Source organism: Streptomyces sp. P9-2 (assembly GCF_051903975.1).
GTDB classification, from domain to species: domain Bacteria; phylum Actinomycetota; class Actinomycetes; order Streptomycetales; family Streptomycetaceae; genus Streptomyces; species Streptomyces cellulosae.
In genome coordinates this window covers 6,975,997-6,998,662 of sequence record NZ_CP192633.1, presented here as the reverse complement: position 1 = coordinate 6,998,662, position 22,666 = coordinate 6,975,997, and the positions used below count along the sequence as shown (strand labels likewise).

General features: G+C 67.0%; 18 protein-coding genes and 3 pseudogenes. 9 read left to right on the top strand and 12 right to left on the bottom strand.

What is annotated here, in order from left to right; all coding sequences use genetic code 11:
* The first annotated feature begins 416 nt into the window (after nucleotides 1-416).
* Nucleotides 417-929 (top strand): hypothetical protein, encoded by a 513-nt coding sequence (locus ACQY0Z_RS31705; protein ID WP_439813209.1) that lies wholly within the window; start codon nucleotides 417-419, stop codon nucleotides 927-929.
* 230 nt (nucleotides 930-1,159) lie between these two features.
* On the opposite strand, the gene ACQY0Z_RS31700 is transcribed toward ACQY0Z_RS31705, so the two are convergent.
* From ACQY0Z_RS31700 to glpX (ACQY0Z_RS31690), 3 genes are all read right to left on the bottom strand, one after another.
* Nucleotides 1,160-1,630: a ribose-5-phosphate isomerase gene (locus ACQY0Z_RS31700; RefSeq protein WP_019524887.1), complete on the bottom strand. Its 471-nt coding sequence runs from the start codon at nucleotides 1,628-1,630 to the stop codon at nucleotides 1,160-1,162.
* 121 nt (nucleotides 1,631-1,751) lie between these two features.
* Nucleotides 1,752-2,837, bottom strand: coding sequence for an HAD-IIA family hydrolase (locus tag ACQY0Z_RS31695; protein ID WP_439813208.1), 1,086 nt, complete (start codon nucleotides 2,835-2,837; stop codon nucleotides 1,752-1,754).
* Between the two features lie 115 nt (nucleotides 2,838-2,952).
* Nucleotides 2,953-3,939 carry a class II fructose-bisphosphatase gene (gene glpX / locus ACQY0Z_RS31690; protein WP_439813207.1) on the bottom strand — a complete coding sequence of 329 codons (987 nt, stop codon included), beginning with the start codon at nucleotides 3,937-3,939 and terminating at the stop codon, nucleotides 2,953-2,955.
* 75 nt (nucleotides 3,940-4,014) lie between these two features.
* Between glpX (ACQY0Z_RS31690) and ACQY0Z_RS31685 the strand changes: the two genes are divergently transcribed.
* A complete protein-coding gene (locus ACQY0Z_RS31685) occupies nucleotides 4,015-4,167 on the top strand; it encodes a hypothetical protein (protein ID WP_439813206.1) in 153 nt (50 codons plus the stop codon).
* A gap of 4 nt (nucleotides 4,168-4,171) precedes the next feature.
* Here ACQY0Z_RS31685 and ACQY0Z_RS31680 read toward each other — a convergent pair whose 3' ends face one another.
* The 3 genes and pseudogenes from ACQY0Z_RS31680 to ACQY0Z_RS31670 form a co-directional block, all read right to left on the bottom strand.
* On the bottom strand, nucleotides 4,172-5,149 hold the full coding sequence (locus ACQY0Z_RS31680) for a class I fructose-bisphosphate aldolase (RefSeq protein WP_026243828.1): 978 nt from the start codon (nucleotides 5,147-5,149) through the stop codon (nucleotides 4,172-4,174).
* A 98-nt stretch (nucleotides 5,150-5,247) separates the two neighbouring features.
* On the bottom strand, nucleotides 5,248-6,255 hold the full coding sequence (locus ACQY0Z_RS31675; protein WP_026243827.1) for a LysR substrate-binding domain-containing protein: 1,008 nt from the start codon (nucleotides 6,253-6,255) through the stop codon (nucleotides 5,248-5,250).
* Nucleotides 6,256-6,670: 415 nt separating this feature from the next.
* A pseudogene (locus ACQY0Z_RS31670) lies at nucleotides 6,671-6,916 on the bottom strand (IS5/IS1182 family transposase); the annotation flags it as partial.
* 528 nt (nucleotides 6,917-7,444) lie between these two features.
* Here ACQY0Z_RS31670 and ACQY0Z_RS31665 point away from each other — a divergent pair.
* Both ACQY0Z_RS31665 and ACQY0Z_RS31660 read left to right on the top strand, forming a co-directional pair.
* Nucleotides 7,445-8,530, top strand: coding sequence for an S-(hydroxymethyl)mycothiol dehydrogenase (locus ACQY0Z_RS31665; protein WP_439813205.1), 1,086 nt, complete (start codon nucleotides 7,445-7,447; stop codon nucleotides 8,528-8,530).
* On the top strand, nucleotides 8,530-9,159 hold the full coding sequence (locus ACQY0Z_RS31660; protein WP_189906816.1) for an MBL fold metallo-hydrolase: 630 nt from the start codon (nucleotides 8,530-8,532) through the stop codon (nucleotides 9,157-9,159). The genes ACQY0Z_RS31665 and ACQY0Z_RS31660 overlap by 1 nt, the downstream gene beginning before the upstream one ends.
* 255 nt (nucleotides 9,160-9,414) lie before the next feature.
* Here the strand turns inward: ACQY0Z_RS31660 and ACQY0Z_RS31655 are convergent.
* From ACQY0Z_RS31655 to pqqB, 6 genes and pseudogenes are all read right to left on the bottom strand, one after another.
* Nucleotides 9,415-10,218, bottom strand: a pseudogene (locus tag ACQY0Z_RS31655) (integrase core domain-containing protein); the annotation flags it as partial.
* 112 nt (nucleotides 10,219-10,330) lie between these two features.
* Nucleotides 10,331-12,853, bottom strand: coding sequence for an aminopeptidase N (gene pepN, locus ACQY0Z_RS31650; protein ID WP_205526131.1), 2,523 nt, complete (start codon nucleotides 12,851-12,853; stop codon nucleotides 10,331-10,333).
* Nucleotides 12,854-12,877: 24 nt separating this feature from the next.
* Nucleotides 12,878-14,002 (bottom strand): pyrroloquinoline quinone biosynthesis protein PqqE, encoded by a 1,125-nt coding sequence (gene pqqE, locus ACQY0Z_RS31645; protein WP_254587711.1) that lies wholly within the window; start codon nucleotides 14,000-14,002, stop codon nucleotides 12,878-12,880.
* Complete coding sequence (pqqD, locus tag ACQY0Z_RS31640) at nucleotides 13,999-14,274, bottom strand: pyrroloquinoline quinone biosynthesis peptide chaperone PqqD (RefSeq protein ID WP_019524876.1); 276 nt, start codon at nucleotides 14,272-14,274, stop codon at nucleotides 13,999-14,001. The genes pqqE and pqqD overlap by 4 nt, the downstream gene beginning before the upstream one ends.
* Complete coding sequence (pqqC, locus tag ACQY0Z_RS31635) at nucleotides 14,274-14,969, bottom strand: pyrroloquinoline-quinone synthase PqqC (protein WP_019524875.1); 696 nt, start codon at nucleotides 14,967-14,969, stop codon at nucleotides 14,274-14,276. The genes pqqD and pqqC overlap by 1 nt, the downstream gene beginning before the upstream one ends.
* Nucleotides 14,966-15,862, bottom strand: coding sequence for a pyrroloquinoline quinone biosynthesis protein PqqB (gene pqqB, locus ACQY0Z_RS31630; RefSeq protein WP_439813204.1), 897 nt, complete (start codon nucleotides 15,860-15,862; stop codon nucleotides 14,966-14,968). The genes pqqC and pqqB overlap by 4 nt, the downstream gene beginning before the upstream one ends.
* Nucleotides 15,863-16,300: 438 nt before the next feature.
* Between pqqB and ACQY0Z_RS31625 the strand changes: the two are divergent.
* The 5 genes and pseudogenes from ACQY0Z_RS31625 to glpX (ACQY0Z_RS31605) all read left to right on the top strand — a co-directional run bounded on the left by ACQY0Z_RS31625 (nucleotide 16,301) and on the right by glpX (ACQY0Z_RS31605) (nucleotide 22,609).
* Nucleotides 16,301-16,880, top strand: a pseudogene (locus ACQY0Z_RS31625) (IS5/IS1182 family transposase).
* Between the two features lie 279 nt (nucleotides 16,881-17,159).
* Nucleotides 17,160-17,789, top strand: a complete 630-nt coding sequence (hxlA, locus tag ACQY0Z_RS31620) for a 3-hexulose-6-phosphate synthase (RefSeq protein ID WP_020700116.1) — start codon at nucleotides 17,160-17,162, stop codon at nucleotides 17,787-17,789.
* A 355-nt stretch (nucleotides 17,790-18,144) separates the two neighbouring features.
* Nucleotides 18,145-20,214: a transketolase gene (gene tkt, locus ACQY0Z_RS31615; protein WP_037954398.1), complete on the top strand. Its 2,070-nt coding sequence runs from the start codon at nucleotides 18,145-18,147 to the stop codon at nucleotides 20,212-20,214.
* Between the two features lie 603 nt (nucleotides 20,215-20,817).
* Nucleotides 20,818-21,462, top strand: a complete 645-nt coding sequence (gene hxlB / locus ACQY0Z_RS31610; RefSeq protein WP_347224592.1) for a 6-phospho-3-hexuloisomerase — start codon at nucleotides 20,818-20,820, stop codon at nucleotides 21,460-21,462.
* Between the two features lie 226 nt (nucleotides 21,463-21,688).
* Nucleotides 21,689-22,609, top strand: a complete 921-nt coding sequence (gene glpX / locus ACQY0Z_RS31605; protein WP_205526756.1) for a class II fructose-bisphosphatase — start codon at nucleotides 21,689-21,691, stop codon at nucleotides 22,607-22,609.
* Nucleotides 22,610-22,666 lie beyond the last annotated feature (57 nt).

Below are 22,666 nucleotides of genomic sequence, written 5' to 3'. Positions count from 1 at the left end.
CGGCGGGGCGGCTACCCCGCGCCCGGGCCCAGTAGGGCCGTTCGAGAGCGCGCGCCGAAGAGCGCTGGCCTGGCGGCGGCACACCCGCGAGGTGGACTCCGGCCTGCCCGGCGAGCCCGGCACAGGCGGGGTGCCGCGGGCGGAGTACGACCCCGGCCGGTTCACGCTCGCCCAGCGTGAGGAGGCCAAGGCCGCGGAGCTGACCGCGATCGGGTTCGGACAGGTATCGCGCACCACCGTGCAGCGCATGCGCCTGGCCTACCGCAAACAGGGGTTGTGGGGCCTGGTCGACCACCGCACCACCTGCTCCGCGCCAGCCCCACGGGCGCACCGACGAACGCGTCGTCACCGCGATCGAGGAGGCCCTGCGCCGCCAGCGCGGCCGTTCCAAGGGCGCCATCAAGGGCCTGAAGCCCATGGTCACGCGGGTCCTGGACGACCGGTACGGGCGCGGCACGGTGCCGGTACCGTCCCAGGCCACCTTCTACCGGCTCGTCCACCAGTTCGCCGGGCCCGCCGGACACCCCCGCCGCCCCGCCTGCACGCTGCCCTCCCCCACCGGCGGGCGGGCGTTCACTCCGACCGTGGCGCTGCGTCCGGGCGAGCAGGTCCAGGTCGGCGCCACCCGCCTGGACGTCCTGGCCGTCTTCGACGACGGCACCACCGGCCGCCCCGAACTCACGCTTGCCGTCGACGTCGCCACCCGCGTCATCCTCGCCGCCGTCCTGCGCCCAAGCCGGCACCAAGGCCGTGGAGGCGGCCCTGCTGCTGGCGGAGAGGGCCGCCCCCCACCCGGCCCGCCCGACCTGGCCCGACGCCCTGCGCCTGGGACACACCCAACTCCCCCAGTGTCAGCGGCTGCTGGCCCTGGACGAACGGCTCGAGGGCGCGGCAGCCCGGCCGGTGGTGGTGGTCCCGCGGCCACCTAACCTTCCCCTTGAGCGGCAGCGACTGCCTCGAACTGCTTCCGGTGCAGGCAGTGAGCGCCGGCAACCGTCCCGCCTCGCGCCTGTGATGCCTACCGGTGGTCGTGCACGAGCGCAGCAGTCATATCGTGTGGCAGGAGGTGGCGAGGCAGCCTACGACCGCTTCCGTCCTTGGAAGCCGCGGCGCCGTGCTCGGCGAACTCGGCGTTCCCCATGCATCATTGCCCGGCCGGTCATTCTCCTGGCAGAGCGGGCGGTTCACCGGAGAGCTCGTAGTCCAACAGCAGGTCGATCCTGCGCTGGTGACGGCCGCCCTCGAACTCGGTGGTGAGGAAGGCGTCCACGATGCGCTCGGCCTCCTCGACCGTGTGCATCCGAGCGCCGATACCTGCCAGGAGTGCGTTGTTGTGCTGGCGGGCCAGTCTGGCGGTGTTCACGCTCCAAATGAGCGCGGCGCGGGCGCCGGGGACCTTGTTCGCGGCGATCTGTTCCCCGTTGCCGGAGCCGCCGATGACGAGACCGAGGCTGCCCTTGTCCGCCACAACGCGCCGTGCCGCCTCGACGCAGAACGGTGGGTAGTCGTCGTCCGCGTCGTAGACGGTGGGACCGACGTCGGTCACCTCGTAGCCGAGGTCGGAAAGCCTACTGACGAGGTGGTTCTTGAGTTCGAATCCGGCATGATCAGAGCCAAGGTAGATGCGCACGCTGACAGTGCTCCTCATTTCGCGGATCGGTGGGTGTTCGGTGGATTGGCGTGGGAAGCAGGTCGGGACTACTGGGGGTGTCGGGGTCCTGATTCAGGCTCACGGGATGGCACCGCACGCCTCAATGTCCGGCTACTGATCGGCTCGTCTGTTGCGTGGCTTGTTTCGGCTGGACAAGTCCGAGCTGTCGTTCGATCGTTGCCCACAGGCCGGCATGGTCGGAGACCGCACGACCCTCGTCGCGAGCGGCCCACGCCATGGTGACAACGGATTGCAGCCGTGTGCCGTTGTCGCCGACACTCGGCACACGTGGTACGGCGTCCGGCCCGAGTTCGACGAGGTGGTCGGGTGAGGTGGTGTGCAGTGGCAGTCCGGGCGCGAGCAGTCCGCTCAGGTCGGCGGCGACATAGGTTGGACGCGAAGACCGCTCGGCGAATGCCAGGTCCCGCAGGCGGGAGGCCCCGCTCAGGACGAAGAGCGAGTCGAGGCCGGCCGAGTTGGCGCCCTTGATGTCGGTGTCCAGCCTGTCCCCGCACACAAGGGTCTCCGGCTGAGCGGTGCCGAGCCGGGAACGTGCCAGGTCGAACAAGGCTGCCTGCGGCTTGCCGACCACGTGCGGTGATGCGCTGGTCGCCGTCTGCACCAGCGCGACCAGCGCACCGTTGCCAGGCGCTTGCCCGTACGGCGTGGGCAACGTGAGGTCGACGTTGGTTGCTACCCAGATGGTTCCGGCTTCGACGAGGTAGCCCACCGCCGTGAGCTCGCTCCAGGTGACGTCGGTTCCCAGTCCCTGAACGACTGCCTCGACCGGCGTGTCGCCCAGATCCGCGACGCGGACCGGGGTCAACCCGGCTTCGGTGAGTGCCTCAGCGACACCCGGCCCTCCCACCGCACACACCGGCGCTCCTTGAGCCAGACGCTCCGCCAGGTGTGCCGCGGCCGCCTGGGAACTAGTGACCACCGACCAGCCCTGCTGTGCGATGCCCAGCCCGCGGAGGTGGTCGCCCACGCTCCGGGGAGAGCGGGATGCATTGTTGGTCGCGAACACGACCGGTACGCCGTGCGCCGTCACCCGGTTCAAGGTCTCCACCGCATGAGGAACAGCCGTGGCGCCGCGGTAGACCACACCGTCGAGATCACAGATCAGTCCGCGGTAGCGCGTGATGACGGGTTCGGCCCGGACGGACGTCGTGGTGGTCTCACCCATCATTCGAATCGGTGCTCCTCTTGAGTGCGTTTGCGGTTTTCGTCAGCCTCGCCATCGTCGGGGTGGTAGCTACTCGGCTTCCGGGGAAGAAGTGCGGGAAGCCGGCCTTTTCCACTCACCCGAATCCATCCCGAGGTGCTCGCGCCACCTGCCGGTGTTCGGACTTGACGAACCGCATTGTGTGCGGACTCGAACACATCACAAGGGACTGTGTAGTGGTGCGGCCCGAGTGGTGCTGTACACCGCTGAGCAGTTCGCTGCCGGTCACTCCGGTGGCGCAGAACAAGACGTTCTCTCCGCGCACCAGGTCGCCGGTGCAGAGAACGGTGTCGGCGTCATGGCCGGCTGCGGGCTTCTTTCCGCCTTGCTCGAAGCCGTGGGGCCGTAGCCGGGCCTGCAACGATCCACCCATGCAGAACAGGGCAGCCGCGGCGATGACTCCCTCCGCTGCTCCCCCTGTGCCCCACAGCATGTCCACCTGGCTCTCGGGACACGCCGCGGCAATCGCGCCCGCGACGTCGCCTCCCTCCATCAAGTGGACCCGCGCACCTGCCTCGCGGATTTCGCGCACGAGCTCGTGATGCCGGGGCCGGTTGAGAACGGCAACGATGACATCCGGCACTCGAACGCCCTTGACCGTGGCAACCGCTCGCAGGTTCTCCACGACCGGACGGCTGATGTCGACGACGTCGACGTAGTCGGGGCCGACGGCCAGCTTCTCCATGTGGAGAACCGGCGACGGGTCGTACAGGGCACCGCGCTCGGCTGCCGCGGCCATCGAAAGGGTGCCGTCGTCTGCGCTGATCCCGATGTCGCATGCCGGCCCGTCCCCATCGCCGACGCGCTCCCCCTTGAACAGGACAGGCGTATCTTTCTTCTCGCCCTCGCCAATCACCACAACGCCGCGCATCGGCACCGGCATGATGAGTCTGTGCATCGCATCGATGGCAGCGGCCTTGCCGCTGTTCCTGGCGCCGCGTCCGGCCCACCTGTCGGCCGCGATCGCGGCGGCCTCGGTGACACGTACGAGTTCGAGAGCAAGAGTGTGATCGGGTCCCGAGGTGCCGGCGGATGACACTGCGCCACATTCTGGAGTCCTCATCGGCATCCATTCCACCGGACGAGCAACGGCACGAGACTGTGCGAAGGGTCTGCAACGCACTCGGCCACGACGACCATGGACATCAAGCCGCGGGCGACCGGACCGGCGACTCACGTGGCCGATCCGGTCGCCCTCTTCATCGAGACGCAGGCCGCCGGCGAAGTGCAGCAACAGGCATCGACGGGCTGCCGGCTCGAAGAACGGAGCCGGCAGCATCGGGCCGGCTGACCCGTCAGCGGGCGGCGGCGTTCGCGATGGCTCGCTCGGAGAGCGCCTTCTGGGCGGCATCCCAGTTGGCGTTGTCGCCCCGCCATGTCTCCAGAGCCGGCCCGACCAGCGCCCTTCCGAACGAGTAGGTGAGCTCCCAGGGAAGCGGACTGAGACCCTGCATCGCCCCGAGGTGCTTCGTCGCTACTTCCGGACTCTGTCCACCGGAAAGGAAGGCGATGCCCGGCACGGACGCCGGCACCGTCTCCCGCAGGGCGTCCACCGTGGCCCGGGCGACGTCTGTCACCGAGGGCTGCTCCGAGCTGTCGGTCCCGGCAACCACCATGTTGGGCTTGAGGACGATGCCGTCGAGCTGCACCTGCATCAGGTCGAGCTCGTCGAACAGCGACTCCAGCACGGCAGTCGTCACCTTCTGGCACTGCGCCAGCGAGTGGGCACCGTCCATCAGCACCTCGGGCTCCACGATGGGCACCAGGCCTCCTTCCTGGCAGAGGCCGGCATACCGCGCCAGCGCGTGCACGTTCGCTCGCACTGCACGGTCCGACGGCAGATTGTCACCGATCTTGATCACCGCGCGCCACTTGGCGAACGTCGCGCCGAGGCGCACATAATCCTTCACTCGCTCGCGCAGCCCGTCGAGACCCTCGGTGATCGTCTCGTTCGGGGCTCCCGCCAGCGGCTTCGCTCCGGTGTCGACCTTGATTCCGGTGAGAATCCCGAGATCGGCGAGGAACTCTGGAAACGTGCGCCCGTTGGACACCTTCTGACGGAACGTCTCGTCCGCGAGAATGATGCCGCTGATCGATTCCGAGAGCCGAGGGGTCGTAACAATCAGCTCACGGTACACCCGACGATTTTCCTCCGTTGCCGCGACCCCCACCTTCTCCAGCCTGGAGGACATCGTCCCGATACTCTCATCGGCAGCAAGGATTCCGCGCCTGTTGGAGACAAGTGTACGCGCAATTTCATTCAGAGCTGACATCTGTCGTTAATCCTCCTGTGCTCGGCACCGAACGGTGTGGCATGTTCGTGATGGGTTCGACAATCCGGTCATCGACGCGCTGGGAACAGACCGTGACGCTAGATCGCTGTGGCGACGTTCGCCTCCGCGAGTTGAGCACCCTGGACTTTCTGTCCAGTCTTGACGACTCGCATCGGACTACCCTTCGACGCTGCAGTCTCCACAAGTTCCCGCGCATACTCCGGGAGACCCCGGCGTTCACTCCAAGCCGCATAAATGGGTTTTGCCGGCATCTCTTGGTCAACGGCCACCTGATGCAGCCGGCCTTCCGCGAGTTCGGACCTCACGGTGGAAATATTCAGCACTGTCACCCGCTGGCTTGTAGCAACTGCCTGCTTGATCGCAGCGTTAGAGGGAAGCTCAATGTAATTTCGCGGGGCGCGTGCAGCTCCCAGTAGCTCGTCTGTGAACTCCCGGAGTCCTGAGCCGCGCTCGCGCAGGACAAGTTGAGCGTCTGCCAACTCCTGCACCGACAGGGGACTGGGCCTCATGGCCCACGGGTGCCTCGAGCCGACCACCACGGCCAGCTTGTCGTCGCATATGTACCGGGTGACCAGGTCTTCGCGATAGCTCTTCTGCACCTGGCTTCCGGCCTGACACCAGCCGTCGATGAACGCGAGGTCGACATGGCTCGCAAGGATCAGCTGGTGAAGCGTGTCGACACTGCCGGTCTGCACCTCGACACGTGCCTCGCCGAACGAGAACCCGGAACGGTTCAACCATTCAGGGATCAAGTGCTCCGAGACAGCCGGGCTGGCCGCAATCCGTAGACGTTTCACATCGGAGGAATGGGACCCGGGCCCAAATTCCAGCAGTTCTCGTGCCGCATGCATCAGATTACGGGCGTACTTGGCCAGCATTTCTCCTTCCTCGGTGAGCTTCGAACCGGCAGGAGAGCGGTCCAGCAGCCGAAGACCAAGGCGACGTTCCATCGCTCTGATCCGAATACTGGCGGCCGGCTGTGAAAGGTTATGCGCTTGAGCTGCCTTTCCTACGCTGCCATAGCTCTCGACCGACAGCAGCAAATCGAGGTCGGCGAGCTGAGGCATCTTTGATGGAAGCACCATGTTTTCACCTCTCGCTCCAGACTGACCTGTCGTCAGCATGCGCGGCGTGCGAAGCGTGCCGGAAGCAGGCGTCCCGCGACGCTTCAAGTCCCGCAAGGAAAAGCCGGACGACACTGTCGGTCTACCGGTTGAGTACAGCTGTGCCGCATTGCTGCAGCAGCACAACTGGTCGCGCCAAGCGCATGAATCCGCTTGCTATGCCTTCCCCGTCTCGAGCTCACAGTTGTCGGCTGCACCTGAGGCGGTGTGCAAGAAGCCTGCAACGGACCTCAATGAGTGGTCAATCTCTTGGCCACGAACGCGCGCCGAGCGCGTATGAACGGTGTCCACATGGTTACCTGCGGGCCATAAGCCCTTGTTCAGCGTTGTACCTGTGCAGGGTGGCGACGGGGGCCTGGTGATGACGGTTGTGCGGTCACCGGCTGATGCGGGCCCGGACTTCGGGCCGTGCCGTGCCGCGTTCGACGGGGCGCTCGGTCCTGGGCCAGTGCACGGTCGACGGTTTGTGGTGTGTGGGGTGGGTAGCCGCCGGGTGGCCGTTTGAGCCCGGTGGTGACCTGGGGCCGGCGCCCTGTCCGGCGCGGTCGGGCCAGGCGGGGACGCCCTGTTGCCCGCAGACCCGGATGATCCGGGCCGTGGCCGGGCCACGGGTGCGGCCCGGCCGGCCCGCGTCGCGCGCGAGGGTGTCGTGACGGCGCAGGTGGACCGGAGCGTCCGGCGCACGCCGGTGCGGTGGACGCCACACCGCCGGCCACCCTCCACCGCGGCTGAGCCACCCGGAGTTGCCGTGCCCGGCCGTCGCGCGGATTTTGCTCGGCTTCTGCAACACGGCACGTCCGCGCCCGATACTGCGAGTACAGTGCGGTTACGAGGGTAATCAAGCGCGTCCATACAAGGGACCTTGGGCACCCTCGCCTCATGCCCGCAGGCATTCGGGAACCTATCGGCGCCACGCCGCACCATGTCACCGCGGATCTCGACGAAGGGCCCATCACCGAGCAGGAGATGGTCCGGATGGACCACGCCCTCGGTTTCGAGGAGACGGCCGCCGCCGGCCGTGACGCGGAGTCTGTGGCATTGGCCCACGCCGTGCAGTGGCACGTGGGACACCGGGTACTGCGCAAGGCACCGGTACGGTCGTCCTCCGCTGACCGTACCCGACATAACACGCGAAAGAGGGAACTCCGACATGACTCACGAGGTGCGCGGCGTCGTCGCCCGGAGCAAGAAGGCGCCGGTGTCGCTGGAGACGATCCTGGTCCCCGACCCCGGTCCCGGCGAGGCGCTGGTGAAGGTCCAGGCTTGCGGGGTGTGCCACACCGACCTGCACTACCGGGAGGGCGGAATCAACGACGCCTTCCCCTTCCTGCTGGGCCATGAGGCGGCCGGGGTCGTGGAGGCCGTCGGCGAGGGCGTCGACGAGGTGGCTCCCGGCGACTACGTCATCCTCAACTGGCGCGCCGTGTGCGGCCAGTGCCGCGCCTGCAAGCGCGGACGCCCGCAGTACTGCTTCAGCACCCGGAACGCGACACAGAAGATGACCCTTGAGGACGGCACCGAGCTGGAGCCGGCCCTGGGCATCGGCGCCTTCGCGGAGAAGACCCTGGTCGCCGCCGGCCAGTGCACCAAGGTAGACCCGAGCGCCGCGCCGACGGCCGCCGGCCTGCTCGGCTGCGGCGTGATGGCCGGCCTCGGAGCGGCGATCAACACCGGCAACGTCGGCCGCGGCGACTCCGTTGCCGTGATCGGTTGCGGCGGTGTCGGCAACGCGGCCATCGCCGGCGCCCGCCTCGCCGGCGCGGCGAAGATCATCGCTGTCGACGTGGAGGAGAGAAAGCTGAACTGGGCCAAGGGCTTCGGCGCCACCCACACCGTCAACTCCCGCCAGACCGACCCGGTCGAGGCCATCAGGGAGCTGACCGGCGGCTTCGGCGCCAACGTCGTCATCGACGCCGTCGGCCGCCCTCAGACCTACGAGCAGGCCTTCTACGCCCGCGACCTGGCCGGCACCGTCGTCCTCGTCGGCGTACCCACCCCGGAGATGAAGCTGGAACTGCCGCTGCTGGACGTCTTCGGACGCGGGGGCGCGCTGAAGTCCTCCTGGTACGGCGACTGCCTGCCCTCCCGCGACTTCCCCATGCTCATCGACCTCTACCAGCAGGGCCGGCTCGACCTGGACGCCTTCGTCACCGAGACCATCAAGTTGGACGAGGTGGAGAAGGCGTTCGAGAAGATGCACGACGGCGACGTGCTGCGCTCGGTGGTGGTGCTGTGATGACCGCCCGCATCGAACGCCTCGTCACCTCCGGCACCTTCAGCCTCGACGGCGGCACCTGGGACGTCGACAACAACGTCTGGATCATCGGCGACGACGACGAGGTCCTGGTCATCGACCCGGCCCACGACGCGCAGGCCGTCCAGAAGGCCATCGGCGGCCGTCGGGTGACCGCCATCGTCGCCACCCACGGCCACAACGACCACGTCAACGCCGCCCCCGCCCTCGCCGACCTCACCGGCGCCCCGGTCCACCTCCACCCCCAGGACGAGGTGCTGTGGCGCATGACCCACCCCGACCGCCCCGCCGATCGCGCCCTGGCCGACGGCGACGTCTTGGAGGTGGCCGGCACCGCTCTCACGGTCATCCACACCCCGGGCCACGCACCCGGCGCCGTCTGCCTGTACGCGCCCGCGCTGCGCGCCCTCTTCTCCGGCGACACCCTCTTCCAGGGCGGTCCCGGAGCCACGGGCCGCTCCTACAGCGACTACGACACCATCCTGGCCTCCATCCGGGACCGGCTGATGCCGTTGCCGGGAGAGACCGTCGTCCACACGGGTCATGGCGACACGACCACACTCGCCGCCGAGGCGCCCCACCTGAGGGAGCTGCTCGCCAAGGGCTCCTGACCGAGCCCCTCCCGTGCCGGGGGGGGCGGGCCCGTCCGTGCGGGACCCGGTACGAAGATGTCTCACGTGGCGAATCGCGAGCTTCCTGGAGCAGGGTGAGGCGGCGGCGAGGCCACGTCTGGCAGGCACGCGGGTTGGCCGGTGGGCCCGTCCGGGCAGGGGCCCGGCGAGCAGAAACAGAGGGTGACACCGTGACATAGCGGTGTTGTTGCTGTTCGTAAGGCCGGCGTCGCCTGCCGGTGGCAGCCGGCCCTGGGTGTGTTGTCCGGACAGGTTGGTGACGTGGCCGGCTGGGGTCTGGCTGTCGATGCCGGTGCGGGGCCGGTGGTGGTTGTACCGGTCCAGCCGGTCAGGAACCGCTGTCTGCCGTTCGGTCTTTGAGGTGTAGGGCCGCTGGTGGGCCCGTTCCTCGAGCAGGTGCGGTGGGAACGTTCGCCTTGCCGTTGGTCTGCGGCCGCCAGGGCCGGGTCCAGTGAGGGCTGATGCCCTGGTCGGCGAACCAGGCCGTGGCGCGGGTGGGGAAGGAAGGCAGACGTAGCCTGCCATGGACGGCTTCCGGTTGGCGCGACCCGCCTGGTGGCCGAGGACCTTGTGGCCGCCGCCGTCGGGGATGCGGCCGGGCTTTTTGACGTCGATGTGGACCGGCTCGCCGGGGCGGGCGCGTTCGTAGCGTCGACGTCGACGGGGTTGCCGGTGGCCCGGTCCGGCACGGCAGGCGCAGGCAGGCCGTGGCGGCGCAGGATGCGGTAGGCGGTGGAGGATGCGACACCGGCACGGGCCGCCGGCCGCGCAGGTCCGGTGCGGTGCTCGCGCCGCAGGTGTACGACCCGTGGCTCCACGGCGGCCGGGGCGCGGCGCGGGATGGTGGTGCGGACGGCTGAAACGGTCGTGCATGCCCTCGGTGCCCAGCTGCCGGTAACGGTCCGTTCAGCGGGCCGCGGTCGTGCGGCTGACCTGGAAGCGTTCCGCTGGCTGGCGCAGCGGCCGGCCGTCGTCCACGACACGCCGGGCCAGACGTGGTCGGCCGGTCGGCGTCAGCGGGGCATTGCGACGGCACATGGGGGCCTTCTGGAGGCCGGTTGCAGGTGTCGCCATCCACACCGGCCCCGGAAATGCCCTCACCCGTTCCAGCATCCGGCACGCGTGTCACCGACGTCCCGGCACACCACGCCTAGCCCGTTCTGTGCGCCGCGTCGCACGCTCGTGCTGCCTGCATGATGAGGAGCTCGGTTCGCTCCTCTCTGACGGCCTTCAGCACGTTTGCGGAGAGCAGCTTGGTGTCCAGCAGGTCGTCCGTGCCCGCCAGCACGCTTTGCTCATCGTTGGTGAAATGAGGATAGAGCGCGCGGGCGAACGCCAACACGAACTCGGGCGCGGCGGTTCCTGCCATGCTCTGCAACGCCCGCAAGTAGCGGTCCGTGTACGGAGTGAGCAACGCCTCCTGTGCCGGTTGCCGCAGCCCCGCCATGATGGCTTTCCGTTCTGCAAGGGAAAATCCATCGCTGAACAGCCGGGTCCACGCTTCTTCTTTGGCGGCACGGGTGGGGCGTGCGGCTTCCACCATCAAGGCGTTCCGGCGGCCGCTGTCCCCCGGGTCGGCTTCCATCGCGACGTGCAAGAGCCCGTCGATGTCGCCTCCGGTCGACGCGAGGCGGAGCAGTGCCCGCCACCGCAGATCTCGGTCGACCTCGAGTCCTGCCCAGGGGGACCGCCCACACACTATGTCGCTCAGCAGAGCGTGGCCGTCGGCCTGGAGGACACCCGCGAGGATGCGGGCAAGGACCAGTTGGTGATCGGTGCCCGCAGCGGCGCCGTCCAACTGCTCACGTACGTGGCGCGCCAGGACCGCGAGCATTCGGCAACTGCTGATGGGGTCTCCGTAGACCTGCACCGCCCGCACCGCCCGCTCCAGGAGCACTTGCAGGACGCCGACGTCGCTCTCCAGCACTCCATGCGTGAGAACCGCGGCTGCGTAAGTCCGCGCGGGCAAGCGTGCGTCGAGCACGTCGTCCCACAATGCTCCCCAGACGACTGCCCGCGTTCGTCGATCATCCAGTGCGGACAGGCTGCACAAGGCCGTCCGTCGAGATCGTGGGTCCAGCCTGATCTTGACATGACTCACCGCATCGTCATTGGGCACCAGCAGGTCCGGGCTCGCGTCGAAGACGGCGAGTTCACCTTCGCGTCTACGGGGACTGAGCGACACATGCGTGCGTTGCCGCAGCACCAACTTGGCATCGTGGTCGTCGAACGCGGCGATCCGCAGATTCAGGTGACGCGGCGGAACATCGGGATCGGGACACTGCGCCACCCGGTCGCCACCCGCATGGCGGACCACCTCCACCGTGTTGACACCGCGGCGCAGCAGCCATTCGTCCACCCACCGGTCCACGTCTTCGTTCGACACCTGTCGCAGCGCCGCCACAAAGTCATCGAGGCCGGCGTTTCCCCACGCATGCGTCCGCAGATATGTCCGCACACCGGCGACGAAAGATTCCCAGCCCAAGCGCTCCGCGAGGTCATGCAGCACCGCTGCGCCTCTCAGGTAGACGATCGGGCCGAGATTCGACCGCGCAGCATCGGTGTCGGCGGTTTCCACCCGGATCGCGTGGCTGGTGGGCAGCTGGTCGGCATGTCGAGCTACTGGCAGGGCGTGGTGTGCGAAGGCGGTCCAGCCTTCCCCGTACCGCGTCGTTTCAGCCTGTGCGACGACCGCCATCATCGTCGCGAAGGCCTCATTCAGCCACAGATCGTCCCACCAGCGCATCGTCACGTAGTCGCCGAACCACATGTGCGCCATCTCGTGCAGCAAGACGTCGGCTCGTCTTCGCCGCGCGTCCTCAGTGACACGATGCCGGAACAGGAGTCCCTCGTTGAGCGTCACACAGCCCGGATGTTCCATTCCTCCGAAGGCGTACTCGGGGGCGAAGACGTGGTCGTACTTGGTGAACGGGTACGGAAGGTCGAACAACTCGCTGTAGTGGTCGAGGCCACGGCTGATCACGTCGAACAGTTCGGGCGCTTCGCCGGCGAGCTCCTCGAAGAGCGAGTTCCGCGCGTACAGCGCCAGCGGCACTCCGCTGTGACGGGAACGCAGTCGCCGGAACGGGCCGGCGGCGAAGGCCACCAGATACGGCGGCAGCGGTGGCGTGCGTCCGAAGCGCCACGTCGAACGCTCCTCGCCTGCGGGCGACGGCGGCTCCTCGTGGTCGGTGTTGGCAACCACGACCCAGTGGGTGTCAGCGGTGACGGTCAGGTCGACCGTTGCCTTGAGATCGGGCTGGTCGAAACAGGCGTACACCGTGTGCGCCGCGAAAGGTTCGAATTTGGTGTGTACGTAGACCTGTCCGTCAAGCGGGTCGCGGAAACGGTGCAGCCCTTCACCCGTTCGCGAATATGAAGCGGAACCGACCACTCGAACCGTGTTCTCACCGGGGCGCACGTCGAGCCGGACACGCGTCCCGTCGTGCGCGTCCGGCCCGAGCGCACGGCCGTTGCACTCGACCGATTCGACCTCCCCCGCGAAGTCGAGAAAGATGAACGCATCCCCCGAACAGGCCTGGAAGCGAGCCACAGTACTCGTCGCGAACTTCCGGTCACCCACGGTCAGGTCGAGTTCCACCGCGTAGTGGACGTCGGAGATCTCGGCCGAACGCGCTGCCGCCTCTCCCTTCGTCAGCACGTTTCTGGACACGGCGCGGCCTTCGCCCGGCATACGTCAGTTACCGCGCGCCGACCCGTGCGGGCGGCGGTAGACGAGCTCCTCGCGGATCGTTTCGCCGTCTGCCGCGACATCCGCCTGATGGGCGCGAACGAGAGCGTCCTGCACCAAGTGGTGGTCGGGTGAGTGCATGCAAACCGGATCGGTGCGCGCCGGATCGCCGGTCAAGGCGAAGGCCTGGCACCGGCATCCGCCGAAATCCATCTCCTTGCGAGGACAGCTACGGCACGGATCAGCCATCCACTCGGTTCCCCGGAATGCCTCGAACGCGTCGGACTTCGACCAGATCCACGCGAGGTCGTGGTCGCGAACCGAGGAGAAGTTCATCGTCGTGATCTCCGCAGCCACCGGACACGGATACACGGTGCCGTCGGGTGCGACGGTCAGTGCCGTCTGCGCCCATCCGCCCATGCACGGCTTCGGATAGGGCTCGTAGTAGTCAGGGAGGATCCAGAGGAGTTCCATGCGCTCCCCCAGCTCGGCCTTCCGGCGTTTGTAGACGCCCACAGCCTCCTCCAGCTGTGCCTTGGTCGGCAGCAGCAGGTCGCGGTTGCGAAGAGCCCAGCCGTAATACTGGGTGTTGGCGAGCTCCAGTCGCTCGGCGCCCCACGCCACACAGACGTCGATGATCGCGTCCAGACGAGGCAGGTTCATCCGGTGCAGAACCACATTCATGTTCAACGGCAGTCCGGCCTCGCGGATGATGCGCGCAGCTTGCTCCTTTTTGTCGAATCGCTTGCTCGCTGCCACCAAGTTCGTCGACTCAGCGGCGTCGCCCTGAATGCTCAGCTGGGCGCTGTTGAGCCCCGCCGAAACGAGCGACCTCGCACGGCTCTCCGTAAGCCCGAGGCCGCTGGTGATCAGGTTCGTGTACAGGCCGAGGCGACGGCACTCGGCGACCAGCGTCTCCAGATCGCCGCGAACGAGCGGTTCACCGCCTGAAAAGTGCACCTGTACGACCCCGAGGCCGGCTGCATCGCGGATCACCCGCAACCAGTCTTCGGTCGCGAGCTCGTCCTGCCGACCGAGCAACGCCAACGGGTTCGAGCAGTAGACGCAGTGCAACGGACACTGGTGCGTGACTTCGGCCAGCAGGGCGTACGGATGCGGCATACCGTTCATGTGACCACCACCCAGCCCCGTTCACGCGCATCATGAAGGAATGTCATTACGTCGTTCGTGAGATCGGCAACCTCGAAATCTTGCTCAAGCTGGGTGACCACCTGCCGCACGGTTCGGCTGCCGTCGCACAACCCCAGGATCGCTGCCCCAGACTTGTTCAGGAGAACGACCCTCTCCGGCAGCAACAGCAACTCCACGCCTCGGACGCTGTCGTGTCTGAGCATCGCCTTGGTCGCCAGCCGAGGAATGGCCGTCAGCTCGGATTCGTCCATCACGGCTTCTTGCTGTACGCGAGCTGCACGGAGTCAAGCAGGCTCCAGAGGACATCACACTTGAACTCCAGCGCTCGTACGCAGGCGTCCTGCTGCTCCCTGGACTTCGCGTGGTTGATCACCAGGTCGAGCAGATGCGCAATGTCTTTGGGCTGCTGGGTGAGTCGCGCACGGAAGTACTCCAAACCTTCCGTTGCGATCCACGGGTAGTGCTGCTGGACGTCGGCAATCCTACGGCTGAGCAGATCCGGCGCGAACAGCTCGGTCAGGGCCGATGCCACGGCCTCCAGCCACGGCTTCCGGTGACAAAAATCGACGTAGGCGTCCACGGCGAACCGCACTCCGGGCAGCACCGAGTCGCCGTCGAACAATTCTCGACGGGTCAATCCGACAGCTTCACCGAGGCGGACCCACTTTTCGATACCGCCTTCGTCTCCCGTCCGCCCGTCATGATCGATGATGCGCTGAATCCACTGGCGCCTGTCCTCCCGACCAGGAAGCTTGGTCAGGATGAAAGCGTCCTTCACCGGCAGGTTCACCTGATAATAGAAGCGATTCCGCACCCAACCTCGGAACTCCTCCTCGGTCAGCAAGCCCGCGTGCATTCGCTCGTTGAACGGGTGCAGATGGTGGTACCGCTTTTCCCCGATCGACCGCAGCTGCGCTTCGAACTCCTCAGCAGACCAAGCGTTCATATTTCCACCTCCAAGCCGGCTCGACCAACCTCGATACCCAAGCCCGTCAGCCAGCGCCGCTCCTTGGAATCTTCGTCGAGGATAGGGTTCGTGTTGTTGATGTGGGTGTAGATCTTCCGTTTCGCAGGAAGCGCAGCCAGAGCGCGGGCAGAACCGTCCTCGCCACTGATGGGCATGTGCCCCATGGAACGTCCGGTGCGACTTCCTGCCCCTTGGCGGGACATTTCGTCGTCCGTCCAGAACGTGCCGTCCAGGAAGACGCAGTCAGCCGACGCAACCTGCTCGGTGAACTCCTCGTCCCACCGGGGCAGCGTCGGCGCGTACACCAGGGTCCCGCCGGTCACCTTGTCCTCCAAGCGGAAGCCCACCTCCCACTCCGACCCGCCAAGCCCTGAACCTCCTACGTAGCGAGGCGGCTTGGATCCCGTCAGAAAGGCAGTCGCGCGCAACCGATCGTCCAGGTCAACCGGCTTGCCGATGTCAACCGGACACCATGAGAGATCCGCGTAGTCGCTCAGCAACTCCCGAACCGGGAACCGCCGGGTCAGCGCCTCCAGCACGGGGTTCGTCCCGTACACCGTCAGCGACGACTCCTCACGCAGCATCAGCAAGCCGATCGTGTGATCGAACTCTGCGTCCGTCAGCAGCACACCGGCAACCGGCGTCGTCCGAATACCGGGACCCGGATGCAAAGAAGGATCCGCCGCTATCTGATGATGGACGTCCGGCGTGGCATTCAACAGAAGCCACCGCTCGCCGTCTCCGGAAACCGCAATCCCTGCGTGTGTCGTCGCGACTTCAGGCTTGACGCGGGCCTTTCGGCACCCCGCGCAAGCGCAATTCCACTGCGGATAACCTCCGCCTGCCGCCGCCCCGAGGCAATGAATAAACACAGTATGAAAAACAATCTGTTAACGCCGGCGCAGGCGGTCGCCAGCTTCAGAGTACGCCTCGACCACCGAAAGAACAGGCGTTTCCCACCTCATGGCGTCCTCCTCAAGTTCGACCATCGACAATGGCCGTACAACAACAGGCACCGTTGCCTGTCGAGGGTTTGGTCAGGGCGACCATCAGTTACAGTCGTCCTGAACTCACCTTTTCTTTTCACAGCTTATTCGTCCTCGCCCACCTGACAACCGACTGCGAACGAACGGCACCGAACCGCTGACGGACGGCTGCCGTGCCGCCACGAGCGGACTGCTGCAAACACTGAGCGTTTTCAGCGTGGCCACCGAATCGGGTGATGACCACGGTGCCCGCAACGCACAGGGCGGCTCCCACACCGACGGGTGCGGGGTTCGAAGCCTCAATCTGTTGGCCCGGGAGCCTGGTTGGTCCCCTGGTTTGCCGCACTCGACCTGTCGCATGCGCTGGTCAAGTGGGTCACAAGGCTCGTCGTCACCAGTGAGGGTGGTGCGGCGCTGCAGGCTCCCGCCGCCCCAGCATGCCCTCGTCGGCCTGGTCCACCTGCGCCGTCACGACACGCTTGGGCAGATCGCCGCCGGGGTCGGCATATCCGCCTCCAGGCCGTCACCGACCCCGAGGGCCGGCTTCTGTGGCTCTCGCCGACCCGGCCGGGCCGCACCCGTGGCCCGACCACGGCCCGCGGCCCGCGGCCCGGATCAACCGGATACACGAGCAACAGGACGTCCCCGCCTGGCCCGACCGCGCCGGACAGGGCGCCGGCCCCAGGTCACCACCGGGCTCGAACGGCCACCCGGCGGCGAACCACCCCACACACCACAGCCGTCGACCGCGCACTGGCCCAGGACCGAGCGCCCCGTCGAACGCGGCACGGCACGGCCCGAAGCCCGCCCCGCATCAGCCGGTGACCGCACAACCGTCATCGCCAACGCCGTCCCCACCCTGCACAGGCACAACGCTGGACAAGGCTCATCGCAGGAGCGCTGACTTCCGGTATACGACACGCTGCGCTCCCCCGCCCTGCGGCCGCACGCGATCCAAACGGAAAACTCAACCGGCGGTGACGGGTGGTTATTTATTGTGCGCATCACGGGATTGTGCTTTCGCATGACGCGGGGTGTTGCCGGGTTTTGGGCGGTGGGCAATTGTTGTGAGGGTTGGTAACCGATCTTGTGCTCGGTGGCGGGTGTGCGGATGTCCATGCCCTTAGCCCGAGGTGTGTACCGACGTGTGCGGAGCACCGTCTTCACCGATGAGGAGAATGTAATGCAGTTGCAGGTTGCGCTGGATGTCCTTGACCTTCCCTCGGCGCTGACTCTGGCGAATCAGGTGTCCGAGCACGTGGACATCCTCGAGCTGGGGACGCCCCTGGTGAAGTCCGTGGGCATCGGCGCGGTGAGCGCGATCAAGGCCGCGCACCCGGACAAGCTGGTGTTCGCCGACCTGAAGACGGCCGACGCCGGCGAGCTGGAGGCCACTCTTGCGTTCGAGGCGGGAGCGGACCTCATCACGGTGATGGGCGCGGCCGACGACGACACCGTGCGCGGGGCGGTGTCGGCCGGCCGCAAGTACGGCAAGAGCGTCGTCGCCGACATGATCGCCGTGGTGGACGGCCGGGTGGAGCGGATCCGCGAAGTGGCCGAGCTGGGCGTGACGTTCGTCGAGATCCACGCCGGCCTCGACGAGCAGGCCCGGCCCGGCTACACGATCGACACCCTGCTCGAGGACGGCCGCCGGGCCGGCGTCCCCTTCTCGATCGCCGGCGGTGTCGGCATCGGCACCATCGCCTCCGTCCGGGAAGCCGGGGCCACCGTGGCCGTGGCCGGCGGAGCGATCTACAACGCCCCGGACCCGGCCGCGGCCGCCTACGAACTCAAGAAGCGCGCAACCGCCTGACACGACCCGCCCCAACACCGCATCCCATTCCATGTAGTTTCGAATTTGACCGGAATGCGCCGAGTGAGTCTCGAGCTGAATCGTGACTTCGGTCCTTGGCGCGCTGTCTGCGGCGGCGTCGGGGCGGTGCCTGCGACGCCAGGCCGTCCTTGATCTGCTTGAGCGCATTTCCCAGGGTCTTGCCCCGCCCTTTGCAGGCCCGATCGAAAAGGGCGGTTGCTGGCGGCCGTCATGACGGATTCCCCTCGGTACGAATTCGAGAAAAACCGAAATTATTCAGGAGTGCGCGTCTATGGCAGCGAACGAATCGATCTCCAGTGACCACGCGATCGAATCAACTGACGAGGTTGTTCGCTTGACTACCAAGCGACTCCCCGAGGACTGGACCGAGTTGGACCAGCGCGCGGTGGACACCGCCCGCGTGCTGGCCGCTGACGCGGTCGAGCACTGTGGGAGCGGACACCCCGGCACGGCCATGAGCCTCGCGCCCGTCGCCTACGCGCTGTTCCAGCGGGTCATGCGGCATGACCCCAACGACGCGCAATGGCTGGGGCGCGACCGGTTCGTGCTCTCAGCCGGCCATTCGAGCCTCACCCTGTACATTCAGCTGTTCCTGTCCGGTTACGGCCTGGAGCTCGATGACCTGAAGGCCTTGCGGAAGTGGGGTTCGCTGACTCCTGGTCATCCCGAGTACGGGCACACCGTGGGCGTGGAGACCACCACCGGCCCACTCGGCCAGGGCCTGGCCAACGCGGTCGGTATGGCCATGGCCGCCCGCCGCGAGCGTGGCCTGCTGGACCCGGACGCCGAGCAGGGCAGGAGCGTGTTCGACCATCAGATCTACGTGATCGCCTCGGACGGCGACATCGAGGAGGGCGTCACCTCGGAGGCTTCGTCGTTGGCCGGCACCCAGCAACTCGGCAACCTCACGGTGATCTACGACAGCAACGAGATCTCCATCGAGGACGACACCCGCATCGCGCTGTCCGAGGACACCGCCAAGCGCTACGAAGCCTATGGCTGGCACGTCCTCACGGTGCACGGCGGCGAGGACGTGGCAGGGTTCCTGGACGCGGTTGAGCAGGCCAAGGCCGAGACCACCCGCCCGACCCTGATCGTGCTGCGCACCGTGATCGGCTACCCGGCGCCGACCAAGATGAATTCCGGCAAGGTGCACGGTGCCGCGCTGGGCGCCGAGGAACTCGCCGCGGTCAAGCGCGCCGTCGGGTTCGACCCGGAGCAGAGTTTCCAGGTCGACGACGAGGTCCTGCGCCATGCCCGCCAGGTGGCCGAGCGCGGGAGGGCCGACCACGAGAAGTGGCAACTGGAGTTCGATGCCTGGGCGAAGGACAACCCGGAGCGTAAGGCGCTGCTGGACCGGATCAGCAAGCGTGAGCTGCCCCCCGGCTGGGCCGACGGTCTGCCCGCCTGGGAGGCCGGCGCCCAGGCAGTCGCCACCCGCAAGGCGTCGGCCGCGGTACTGGCCAGGCTCGGCGAGGTGCTGCCCGAGCTCTGGGGCGGGTCGGCGGACCTTGCCGAGAGCAACAACACCACGATCAAGGGTGCGGACTCCTTCGGCCCGGCCGAGATTTCCACCAACGCGTGGAAGGCCCATCCCTACGGTCGCACGCTGCACTTCGGTATCCGCGAGCACGCGATGGGCTCGATCCTCAACGGCATCGCGCTGCACGGCGGAACCCGCCCGTACGGCGGCACCTTCCTCGTCTTCAGCGACTACATGCGCCCGGCGGTACGCCTGGCCGCGCTGATGCGGCTGCCGGTCATCTACGTGTGGACGCACGACTCGATCGGCCTCGGTGAGGACGGCCCGACCCACCAGCCCGTCGAGCACTTGGCCTCGCTGCGTGCCATCCCCGGAATGTCGGTGGTGCGCCCCGCCGACGCGAACGAGACCGCGCACGCTTGGAAGGCCGTGCTGGAGGACACCAGCGGCCCGGCCGGGCTGGCGCTTACCCGGCAGGACGTGCCGACACTGGAGGGCACCTCCGCCGAGGGGGTGGCCCGCGGCGGCTACGTACTCGCCGAGGCGTCCTCGGGCAGCCCCGAGGTGGTGCTCGTCGGCACCGGTTCCGAGGTCCAGCTGGCCGTTCAGGCCAGGAAGATCCTCGAGTCCGAAGGGGTTGCCACCCGAGTGGTGTCGATGCCCTGCATGGAGTGGTTCGACCGGCAGGACCGGTCCTACCGGGAACAGGTGCTGCCTCCGTCGGTGCGCGCCCGGGTCGCCGTCGAAGCGGGTACGGCGCAGCCGTGGCACCGGATCGTCGGGGACGCGGGCGAGATCGTGTCGTTGGATCGGTTCGGTGCTTCGGCAGACTACAAGACCCTGTTCAGCCAGTTCGGCATCACCACCGAGGCCGTGGTCGAAGCGGCGCGACGAAGTGTGCGGTCCGTGCAGCCGAGTTGATGCCCGGCCGCAGGCGGCAGGAGGTGTCCGTGATCAGTCCGGAACCTGCTGGACGAGGCTGATGGGATCTCCTGGACAGCGGTTGCACCAGCGGCCCCGGCGAGAAGCCGGGGCCGCTTCCTCTTCCCGGTCTGCTCCCGGCCGCATCGCCTGCGAATAGGTTCTTGCGAACGGTTGGCGGTGGGCCGGCGGTCCTCGAAGCGTCGGTGAACGGCACGGTGACCGCCCTCGATGGCGTCCTGGGCCGGGTTGGCCTCACCTGGCTGCCGGGGCCTTCGCAGGGGGGCACAGCATGCTGTTGCAGCTGCGCCCGCACATACCCCACCTTCGCCGACCCGCAAGACGGAGCACCAGCAATGATGCCGACCGTCATTCATTATCCTAATCACAGGATAATGTTTCTCAATGTCGCAAGCCTTGCCGGTCAGTACGCAGATGGACAATTATTTTGCCCACGTAGATTATCCGCACTCTGGCCCGCGGGTCTCCTGCTGAAGCAGGAACTCCGTCCATGGAGAAGGTGCGGTGTGTCTCTCAGACGATCCGTGCGATGGCTGTCCTGGCCGCAGCGGGCAAAGGGTCCTCTCTGGAGGATCCGGATCCGTGGCAGCGCAAGTGACCAACGAATGCCATCCGCCCCGCAAGTGGAGGACGATCTCGTTGACGCAGTCAATATCAAAGGAACTCGAAGTCGGTCATTTCGTGGATGCAACGCGTGCTGTTGTCGCCGAGGTGGAAAAGGTGCGTGTGGGGGTGCACTCCCCGTCCTGGATCCGTGCCGGCGAATTGCTGCTCAAGGCGCCGAAGGTGTTCACCATCGGCACCGGGCGGAGCGGGCTCGCCCTGCAGATGGCCGCGATGCGGTTCATGCACCTCGGACTGTCCACCCACGTCGTCGGTGAGACGACTGCTCCGGCGATCGGCTCGGGGGACGTCCTGGTGGCGGCATCGGGCTCGGGGTCGACGGCCCGGGTGGTGCGGGCGGCTCAGACTGCTCGTGATCAGGGCGCGGACGTGATTGCGCTGACCACGGCGGCCGATTCGGCGCTGGCTGAAACCGCAACCGAAATACTCATCATTCCGGCTGCGGACAAGCAGGACTTCGACGGTACTGCCTCCGTCCAGTACGCCGGCAGCCTGTTCGAACAGTCTGTCCTGCTGATCACTGACGCGCTTTTTCACACGCTGTGGAAGACCAGCGGGACCCGGGCCCGCGAGCTGTGGCGCCTTCACGCGAATCTCGAGTAACCGCTACGCACTCTGTGAGGCCGGCGCTGAAGGAACGGTGTGATTCGCGCTCGGCGCATGGAAGAAGGAGCAGGCGGTTCATCGAGCTGGTCGCACGGTTTGGATCAATCGAGTATGTGCCGCGATCTCTCTGTCCTGAAGCTACACACAAGAATGGGAGCCCAAAATGCAGTGTGGGAGTGAGGTCGCACCGCGAGCCTGCGTCGATATCCATACTTTGGAGGCGGTGGCTCTGGCGGCTACCCGCAGCGCTGCGGTGGCCAGCTACGCCTGGGTAGGCCGGCACGACCAAAAAGCCGCCGATGCAGCGGCGACGACGGCCATGCGCGAGGCGTTGGCCGATGCACCTGGGCGAGGAACGGTGGTCATCGGGGAGGGAGAGAAGGACGACGCCCCGATGTTGTTCAACGGTGAAGTCGTGGGCAATGGGCACGGCCCGGACTTCGACATCGCCGTCGATCCCCTGGAGGGAACCTCGTTCTGCGCGAAGGACCTGCCCGGTGCCCTGGCCACGATCGCGTTCGGCGAACCAGGAACTCTGTGGTCACCTGGTCCCGGCTTCTACATGGACAAGATCGTGGTGCCTCCCCGGGCGAAGGACGTCATCGATCTGAGCGACCCTCCCGAGCGCACCTTGGTCAAGGTCGCCGAGGCTCTCGGAAAGAAGGTCAGCGAGCTCCGTGTTGTCATCATGGACAAGCCGCGGCACAAGGAGCTGATCGCACGGGTGCTCCGGGCGGGCGCGGCCGTGCAGACGCCGGCAGGAGGCGATGTCGGGGGGAGCCTGGCGGTGCTCCTGCCGACGCTCGACGTTGACCTGCTCCTCGGAGTCGGCGGAACGCCCGAGGGAGTGATGACCGCCGCGGCGGTCCGTGCCCTGGGTGGCGGCATGGTGGGCCGCTTGGCCCCTCAGCGTGACGAGGAAGCGGAGGCCATCCGCGCGGCGGGCATGTCTGTCGACCGCGTCTATCGCTGTGACGAGCTCGTAGCCGGCGATGCCTTCTTCGTTGCCACCGGCGTCAGCGGAGGACCCCTTCTCGGACGTCCTCGGGAATGTGACGGCACGACAATCGCCGAGTCGCTCCTGATCTCCAAGGGGCAGGTTCGCCATGTAACACACACCACCTTCGAAGCGTTTCCCGCATAGTGCGCGCTGCGGTTTCCGGTTCTCCGTGGCGTCCATTCCCGAGCGGACACGTACCAA